Raw genomic sequence first — 8,350 nt, forward strand, 5'->3', positions numbered from 1 at the left:
CTTCCCTATCATTTGGGAAGATCTCTTTGAAAGTCCTATCAAAGAGATCTTCCCAAATGATAGGGAAGAGATGCAAAAGGCCGGACAGATCTCTGCAGACTTTTTCATACAGATCTGTGGAGGAACACCTTACTTCAACCAAAATCGTGGTGCACCACAAATGAGAAAAAGACATGCTCCTTTTGCTATCACACCACATGCAAGACTACATTGGCTTGTCACTTTTGAAGAAGCGCTTCAGCCCATCATAGAGCAGAAATTAAGTTCTGAAGAAAATATACAAAGCTTCTGGAATTACCTAAATATTTTTTCTCAATGGATGATCAACCGACAAGACTAAAACCGTTTGACCCTTCTATGACAATAAGGCGTTGAGCCTTTACGTTCATAATAGTCCTGGTGATACGCTTCAGCACTGTAAAAAGGTGCTTTTGGCATAATCTTTGTGGCTACTTTAAGCCCTTTACCTTCCAATAGATTTATCAATCTCTCAATGGTTTTACGTTCTTCCTTATTGTTAACAAATATAGCAGAGAGGTATTGGCTGCCTATATCCGGTCCTTGTCCATCTACTTGCGTAGGATCATGTATTTCAAAAAAAGTCTTCGCTAATGTTTCATATGAGACTTTTGAGGGGTCATACACCACTTCAACGGTTTCTATATGCCCCGTATCTTTACGTACAACATCATAGTAGCCAGGATTTTTCACATGACCGCCCATAAAACCTGAAGTCACTTCTTTGACACCTTTAATTTTTTCAAGATAATACTCTACACCCCAAAAACATCCGCCTGCAAAATAGGCTTTTTTTAATGTAGAAGTCTGGGCTTTCTTTTTTTGAAAATTAAGAGAAACGGAGTTCACACAATGACGTACATTTTTAGAAGTAAGCCCCTCCCCTCTAAAAACATGTCCCATATGTGCTCCACACTTCGCACAAACGATCTCTGTTCGTCTGCCATCTGCATCCGGTACTTCTTTGATCGCCCCAGGAATGGCATCATCGAAACTTGGCCATCCGCAGTGAGAATCGAACTTGTCTGATGACCTATAAAGTGGTGTATCGCATACTTTGCATCTATAAGTGCCATCTTCTTTGGTATGCACATATTTACCCGAAAAAGCGCGTTCTGTACCTTTATTGATCACAACATGTTTTTCAAATGTACTAAGCCTGTCTATCTTACTTTTCCATGGTTTAAAATCATCTGCTACAACAGATGTCACACATACAGTCAACAAAATCCACAATATTTTTTGCATAAATTACCCTTTGATTTTTTAAAACTATAGAGTAACTCTGTGTAATATAGATGTACTAATCTCGCATGATCGCATATTTACCTGAACCTAAAAGAGCGATAGCCAATGCACTGAAGAGATAAAACATCGGTAATTCAACGGCCCAAGCACCATGTGCCCCTAGTTTCATCAATGCATCTAATTTCGTTAAGTAAATAGCCACTGCCATATTGAAAACGATCACTCCAGCCCAAATTCTGCTTTTCCATCCTATAATCAAAAAGATCGGAGCAAGTATCTCTCCCACATAGACCCCATAGGCTAAAACTTCAGGTAACCCCTGAAATTTCACTAAGCCCTTAATATAAGTGATACCGTGTAATGCTTTATCAATACCATGAAAAAGCATCATTCCTCCAACCATTAAACGTAATACCAGTTTTCCTATATTCTCTGACATTCTAAGATCCTTGTGTATATAAAGTATATCATTATAGCAAGTATTTTATTCTGATTCTCTATTGAGTTTTTTTAGAATACATTTGTGCAAGAATTGCTATACTATTTTTTAATGACTTACTATAGTATAATAAATTTATATAGTATAAAAAGGCTTCTATGATGAAAAAAATGTATACATTATCTAAATTCCTCTTGATCAGTCATCTGCTTCTTTTCTCAACTATTAGTTTTTGCCAAGCTGGCCTATGGGATAGCGTAAAAAGTGTAGCATCTGACGTTGGTGATGCAGTTACCGATACTGCATCAAAAGTAGGCGATACGGCAAGCGATATGATAGAGGATGATGTATCTCCGGCACAAAAGAGACAAACGATTGATAATAACGCGCAAAAAACACTATCAAGATTGTTTGAAGAGTCAAGAGAGGCTCAAGAGTATTATGATAAGGCAAAAGGTTATGCAGTATTTGATTCTCATGAATTCGCTTTTTTGATCAAAACAGGAACTGGTTCTGGTGTTGCGGTGAACAAGATAGATAATTCACGAACCTATATGAAAATGTTAGGAGCAGGTGCAAATATTGGAGGCGGTATAAAGTATATGCAGATCATATTCATATTCCCGACTGAAGTAGCATTAGATGCCTTTATCAATGATGGATGGAGTGCAGATGCTGATGCCAGTGCGGTTGGTGGTGATGATAGTGGTCAATTAGGGTTAACTTTAGCAGACGGGACCAAGGTTTATGAATTGGTAGATACTGGAATAATGGCAAAAATGAGCATTGGCGGAACAAAATACTGGAAAGATGATGATCTAAATTAAAAATAGTTCTTGTATTTGAAGTATATAGGGGCAGAACAGCTAATGTAGCGAATCGAATAGCTGCTTAGTATTTTGCCATAGATATGGTGATATTATCCAAAAGAGAGTTATATTCGTAGCATTTAGTTTGAGTGTAATATTTTTACTTTATCTCTATAGAAAACCTTAAAACCATATCACAAGTGAGTACATTTCAGAACTTGTATGCTGAAATATAAGTTGTTAGACTAGATCAATATAGTCAATTACTTTAATTAAAGCCTGATAGACAAATAAAAGCTGATCGAAAACTCCTCATCTTCACTAAGATAATGATTTTTATGATAAATTGCATAAGGTGGTTTCGTGGTTGTCTGATATTCACTTTTTGGTAACCACTCATGATATACCCAGTGAATGAACTTAAGCAAATCTCCTCTCTTCCCCTCCAGATCAAACTTAGCATAGACACCACCTGAAATATTGAACTTTGGTAAACGCTGATCTTTTACCTCATTTTCATCATTGGGTACCACACATGCCACATAGTGACACTCATCTAAGGGTGTGATCGTAGGGTTATCATGAAAAAGCGACATCTCTTTATAGTCCTTTAGTTCATTCTGATAAACCCAGGTTTGAATTTTTTGCCATGTGAGTTTTGATTTATCATATCCATAGCCTCTATGACGGATGTAATATGCGGTCTGCTGTGGCATTTTCACGATTTGGGGCTGGATCAGTTCAAAATTGGCCGTAGAAGCTTGTGCATTTGGTGATTGCAAAAGAATTTTATGTGAATACTCTTTGTACCCACCCTTTCTCCACTTGTTAGGCGTTATAGAAAAACGTTCTTTAAATGCACGAATGAAAGAAGTTTGAGAGCTGTAACCACACTCATTGGCTATCTTAGAAATAGTGGAGTATTTATTTGTCAGCAAAAGATTAGAAGCCTTTTGAAGACGAATAGATTTAATACTTTCATAAATATTCCTACCAAACACTTCTTTAAAGATCTGATGCATATAAAATTTATTGATCTTGAAATGATCTGCTAACTCATCAATGTTGATATCTGTCTCTATATGCGTATAGAAGTAGAACATTAAGTCATTTGAGATTTTTATTTTTTTATCTAAAGTTTCTTGTTTCATTTTTTAATAATACCAATTCTAGATAAAAATAATATTAAAAATAGATAATTAATAGTCCAAGAATAGTGTAGAGATAAAGTGCTAAAATCTTTAAAATACATATAAATAAATTGAAGGAATTCAAATGAGCAAAAAAATAACTAAAATTTTAATAGCTAATCGTGGTGAAATTGCACTGCGTATCATCAGAGCATGTAAAGAATTGGAAATTTCAAGTGTAGTGATACATTCTAAAGTTGATAGTGAAGGACCTTGGGTAAAAAAAGCAGATAAAAGTGTTTTATTAGAGGGGCACCCTGTGGAAGTTTACCTGGATTATGAAAATATTATCAAGATCGCCAAAGACTTAAAATGTTCTGCTATCCATCCTGGATATGGCTTTTTATCTGAAAGTGCTGACTTTGCAAGAGCCTGTGATGAAAATGGTATTATTTTCATTGGTCCAAAAGCAGAACACATTGAACTGTTTGGAGATAAGATCACTTCAAAAAATGCTATGAAAGAAATAGGTGTACCTGTACTAGAAGGTACATCGACACCTATTACAGATAAAAAAGAAGCAGAAAAAATTTCTCAAGAGATAGGCTTTCCTGTTATTATCAAAGCCGCATTTGGTGGTGGGGGTCGTGGAATGCGTGTAGTTCATGAAGCAAAACAGTTTGCAGCACTCTTTGATGCTGCGACCAATGAGGCAAAAAAATATTTTGGAAATGGTGATATGTTTATAGAAAAATTTGTAAGCAATCCCAGACATATAGAAGTACAGGTCATTGCTGATAAATTTGGAAATGTTGTGCATTTAGGAGAAAGAGACTGTTCCATTCAAAGACGTCATCAAAAGGTCATCGAAATTGCACCCTCACCAAGCCTTAAGGATGCTGTACGAAAAGAGCTCTATCGAATTGCTATAAGAGCCATGAACCGTTTAGGGTATGAGAATGTCGGGACCATCGAATTCTTACTCGATGAACAGGACAATATCTACTTTATTGAAATGAATACACGTCTTCAGGTGGAACACCCGGTTACAGAGATCATTACAGGGGTAGATATCGTACAGCGTATGATCCAAATCGCTGAAGGCGATAAACTCCATTTCCTTCAAGAAGAGATTAATTTTAGAGGGTACGCCATTGAGTTCAGGATCAATGCTGAGGACCCGCTCAATAACTTTATGCCGTCATTTGGAACGATCGGGGAGTACTTAACCCCTGGAGGACCGGGAGTAAGACTAGATACAAGTGTCTACGGCGGATACACCATGCCTCCAAACTATGACTCTATGATAGGAAAGCTGATCGTATGGGCACTGGATTGGGAAGGTGTGGTAAAAAAAGCCAAAAGAGCCCTAGATGAATACTATATTGAAGGGTTGACGACCAATATACCATTACATAAAGAAGTAGTATGTGATGAGGATTTCCGAAAAGGAAAATTTGATACAGGATTCTTGGACAAACGTGTAGAGCACTTTGCCCTTATTAATAAGATCGCACCAAACAAAGATAAACGTATCAGCACATTCTTATCAAAACTAATGCAAAAAGGACTCGTATCAGATAAAGGTGACTTTATTTAATCACTTTGATCTATCTATATCAAATGAGTTTCGACGACTATTACCAATAATATTAAATTTAATATATAGGTTCGTCGATCTTAAGGTATAGGAGATTAAGATTATTATATGATAACTTAGTTTTTTGACTATAAAGTCAGTTAGTTAATAGAGTACGATAAAAGGCCTTTGATGATATCCAATAAGATTTTTATTGATTTTATAAAGACAATAATTAAAGAAGACCGAAAAAATGTTCTACATCTTTTTTATTATTCTATTATCGAAGCAGTCTTGGTGTTGTCTGTACCCCTTGCAGCAGCTATTGTTATTAACAGTGTATTGTCACAAGCTTCACTCTCCCTTGTCATTTTAGGTATCATTCTTCTTATTTTATTTATATTCATCACCACATTGCAGCTGCTCAAAGAGTATATCAACGAAAAGTTTCAACAAAAAGTGTTTCTTACGAGAGGAATCGATGTTGCTCAAAAAGCATTAAATTTAAATCATGGTGAAAGCGCAGATAAGGATAAACATAGAAAATTAATGAACTATTTTTTTGATATAACATCTATTCAAAAGTTTTTCCCCCTTCTTTTAATTGATGGACTTGGGGTGGTCATTAAAATCACGGTAAGTCTTCTTTTACTGCTTATATTTGATCCAGTCCTCTTTGTTGCTGGTGTACTTTTGTTCACTTTATATATTGTTATATTGTTTGCTCTTGGACGTAATGGAGGTGTTACTGCATTGGCCCGTTCAGATGCAAAACATAATACAATCTATTTTTTACAACATATCAATGAAGAAAAAGGTACAAGAGAAGAGACTCTTTCTAAATATAATACTTCTTTGGGCAAGTATGTGAAGGCTCGGCAGAATTTATTTAGAATCATTATCCGACAATTGGGCTTTACTTTTTTTGCAGAAGGGTTTATATTTACTATGTTCTTACTCGTAGGAGGGTATCTTGTGATCAAGGGAACCCTGCCTTTGGGAGAGTTTGTTGCAGCGGAAATTATTGTTACTTCTATTACCTATGCGCTGAAAGGATTTGCAAAACAGATTGATTACATCTATGATATGGTTGAGGGGTTATATAAAGTCAATAAATTATCGGTGGAACTAAAGGATAAACAAGATGGATAGATTTGAATTTGACTCTTTGAAGCTTGTACAGACAGCTCCTTTTGTACATCGTGTAGGGCGTGTTCTATTTGTAATTATCTTTGTGTTTATAGCAATTCTTTTTTTTCCCTGGAGACAGACAATTGAGGGAGAGGGCACCGTAATCGCGTATGATCCTACTGAAAGGGTACAATCGATCTCTGCACCTATTAACGGTTTTATCGATACTTTTTATGTTTCAGAGAATGACCATGTGCAAAAGGGTGACAGAGTGCTTGATATGCTCGATCTAGATAAAGAGTACAAAACACGTGTGTATAAAATGAGAGAGGACTTCAAACGGCAACAACAGAACATCCAAGATAAACTGCTTCTTTTAGAGCAAAAAAGAAGCAGTCTCATTTTACAGAAAAAAATAAGTATTGAGCTGTATGACAAGCGCTATGCCCAGGCTGAAGAAGCGTTGAAGTCGATACAAGTCAAATATAGTGGCCAAAAGAAGAACTATGAAGTGATATCCAATCAGTTTAATAGGATAAAAGTGCTCTATCTTCAAAAAATCGAATCTGATAAGAATTTTGAAAAAACTGAAAATAAGTATATTTTTGCTAAAACACAGCTCAATAAAATAGAGATAGATATTGAGGTGCACAAACGTAATCTATCGATAATTAAGAAGGAGAAAGAGCAGTTTTTAGAGGAGATTGAAAATAAGATAAGATCACTTGATGCGAACAGCCTATCTGAGGAAGCACATCTAAATAGTTTGAAAAGAGAGCTAGAAAGACATCAGACAGAAGTTTCCAGATATGAGACATCATCTGTTGTTTCACAAAAAGATGGCTCAGTCATGCGAATCTTGAAAAATGATAAAAATACCTACATCAAAAAAGGTGAACCTATCGCACTTTTTTCACCCGACGTAACGACAAGTGCACTTTTGCTGAAGGTATCAGATTTTAATATGCCACTTATCAAAGAGGGACTCTCTGTAAGGATACGGTTTAATGGCTGGCCGGCATTGCACATCCGGGGATGGCCGGAAATAAGGCTTGGTACATTTGGGGGCATTATCAAAAGAGTAGATCCTGTTTTGCATGAACAGGGTGTTTACTATGCCTATGTTGTTGAAGACCCAAATGAACCATGGCCTTCCCAAGACGAGTTGAGAATGGGAAGCAATGCAATGGTATGGGTGGCTTTGTCAGTCGTACCTATTTGGTATGAACTGTGGCGTTTAATGAATGCATTCCCTGCCAATATGATCACCCCTGAGAAAAAGTAATGACAAAAATACTACTAAGATACTGTCTATCTATTTTGATTGTTTCCTTTTATGCTTCAGGGAAAGAGATCTTTACTGTTGAGTATATTGAACGGTATTTAACAGAGAAAAATCCCTATATTTACAGTGCCATAGGTCGGCAATATATTGATACGGCACGTATACAAACAGCGCAGGGAGATCTTGATACCAGACTCTACGGTGCCTATGATAAAAAAGATTACCCTGTAAGTACGGGTGAATTTTCTGATATTTTTCTCAGTAAACCAACAGAAAGTGGTGTAGAGTTTATTGGCGGATACAGAAAAGCAGAAGGGATCCAGGAGTATAACAATATCAAGACCGGCAATGAAGGAGAATTTCGTGTTGGTGTTAAAGTGCCTGTTTTTTCATTATTAAATGAAATGAGTGAGAGAAAATACAAAATTGATTCTGCGAAGATAAATGCCACAAAGTCGACATTTAATGCGCAAAATAATTTACGAAATCTGTATGCGCAGATCATGCTCTCCTATTATGAGCTTCTCTATTATCATGAATTGGTCAAGCTTGAAAAAAGATTATATGCAAAAGCGAAAAAGAGGAATGGTTTCATTGAACAAAAGGTCAATTCAGGAAACCTGGCACCTATCGAATTGCTTGAATCAGATCAGCAGATCATCAGTCGTGAACAAAGGGTTATTAGAAGAAAACAAAGTTATACTCATGCAC

General features: G+C 36.2%; 9 protein-coding genes. 6 read left to right on the forward strand and 3 right to left on the reverse strand.

Going from position 1 to position 8,350, the window contains the following annotated elements; genetic code table 11:
• The coding region (locus WBM70_RS03805; protein WP_424557179.1) for a globin at positions 1–340 on the forward strand (340 nt) is incomplete at its 5' end.
• Here the strand turns inward: WBM70_RS03805 and WBM70_RS03810 are convergent.
• Together WBM70_RS03810 and WBM70_RS03815 are read right to left on the reverse strand one after the other, a co-directional pair.
• Positions 337–1,266 (reverse strand): bifunctional methionine sulfoxide reductase B/A protein, encoded by a 930-nt coding sequence (locus tag WBM70_RS03810; protein ID WP_424557180.1) that lies wholly within the window; start codon positions 1,264–1,266, stop codon positions 337–339. The genes WBM70_RS03805 and WBM70_RS03810 overlap by 4 nt on opposite strands.
• A gap of 55 nt (positions 1,267–1,321) precedes the next feature.
• A complete protein-coding gene (locus tag WBM70_RS03815) occupies positions 1,322–1,705 on the reverse strand; it encodes a DoxX family protein (RefSeq protein ID WP_424557181.1) in 384 nt (127 codons plus the stop codon).
• A gap of 161 nt (positions 1,706–1,866) precedes the next feature.
• Here WBM70_RS03815 and WBM70_RS03820 point away from each other — a divergent pair, with 161 nt between their 5' ends.
• Entirely contained in the window at positions 1,867–2,532 is a 666-nt protein-coding gene (locus tag WBM70_RS03820; RefSeq protein WP_424557182.1) for a hypothetical protein, read from the forward strand.
• A gap of 254 nt (positions 2,533–2,786) precedes the next feature.
• Here the strand turns inward: WBM70_RS03820 and WBM70_RS03825 are convergent, their stop codons facing one another.
• Positions 2,787–3,665, reverse strand: coding sequence for an AraC family transcriptional regulator (locus tag WBM70_RS03825; protein ID WP_424557183.1), 879 nt, complete (start codon positions 3,663–3,665; stop codon positions 2,787–2,789).
• A 124-nt stretch (positions 3,666–3,789) separates the two neighbouring features.
• Between WBM70_RS03825 and WBM70_RS03830 the strand changes: the two genes are divergently transcribed.
• The 4 genes from WBM70_RS03830 to WBM70_RS03845 all read left to right on the forward strand — a co-directional run.
• Entirely contained in the window at positions 3,790–5,244 is a 1,455-nt protein-coding gene (locus WBM70_RS03830; protein ID WP_424557184.1) for an acetyl-CoA carboxylase biotin carboxylase subunit, read from the forward strand.
• A 276-nt stretch (positions 5,245–5,520) separates the two neighbouring features.
• The gene (locus WBM70_RS03835; protein ID WP_424557185.1) at positions 5,521–6,375 is read left to right on the forward strand and encodes an ABC transporter ATP-binding protein; all 855 of its coding nucleotides are present in this window, start codon (positions 5,521–5,523) and stop codon (positions 6,373–6,375) included.
• Positions 6,368–7,639, forward strand: a complete 1,272-nt coding sequence (locus WBM70_RS03840; RefSeq protein WP_424557186.1) for an HlyD family secretion protein — start codon at positions 6,368–6,370, stop codon at positions 7,637–7,639. The genes WBM70_RS03835 and WBM70_RS03840 overlap by 8 nt, the downstream gene beginning before the upstream one ends.
• Positions 7,639–8,350 (forward strand): TolC family protein (locus tag WBM70_RS03845; protein WP_424557187.1); only part of this gene is annotated, 712 nt, incomplete at its 3' end. The genes WBM70_RS03840 and WBM70_RS03845, both read left to right, overlap by 1 nt.

It is taken from the genome of Sulfurovum sp., from assembly GCF_049668085.1.
GTDB lineage: Bacteria > Campylobacterota > Campylobacteria > Campylobacterales > Sulfurovaceae > Sulfurovum.